This is a genomic window from Marinobacter maroccanus (genome assembly GCF_002933275.1).
Taxonomy (GTDB): Bacteria; Pseudomonadota; Gammaproteobacteria; order Pseudomonadales; family Oleiphilaceae; genus Marinobacter; species Marinobacter maroccanus.
In genome coordinates, this window is record NZ_PSSX01000056.1 from 1 (window position 1) to 407 (window position 407).

1 protein-coding gene is annotated in these 407 nt (G+C 57.4%); it reads left to right on the forward strand.

Annotation, left to right across the window (positions count from 1 at the left end):
- Window positions 1-49: 49 nt before the first annotated feature.
- A partial coding sequence (locus tag KEHDKFFH_RS20015; RefSeq protein ID WP_146084246.1) for a transposase occupies window positions 50-407 on the forward strand: 358 nt, incomplete at its 3' end.

Below are 407 nucleotides of genomic sequence, written 5' to 3' on the forward strand. Positions count from 1 at the left end.
AGGCGGGGGTTTGTTGTAATTGGGGCATCGACTTTTCAGAGGCTGCCCCATGCTCAAAGAGCCGTCCCCGCAACAACACGAACTCGAGATGGTCAGTCTCGAATCGCTGGTCCCCGACAACCACCTTCTGCGCAAAATTGATCAGNACATCGAATTCGAATTTATCCGTGACCGGGTTCGGCACCTGTACTGCTCGAACAATGGCCGGCCGGCACTGGATCCGGTGGTGCTGTTCAAGATGCTGTTTCTCGGCTATCTGTTCGGCATTCGCAGTGAGCGGCAGTTGGTGCGGGAGATACAGGTCAACGTGGCGTATCGCTGGTTCTTGCGCTTCAACCTGACCGACAAGATTCCGGATGCCTCCACCCTGAGCCAGAACCGCCGGCGGCGGTTCCAGGACAGCAGCA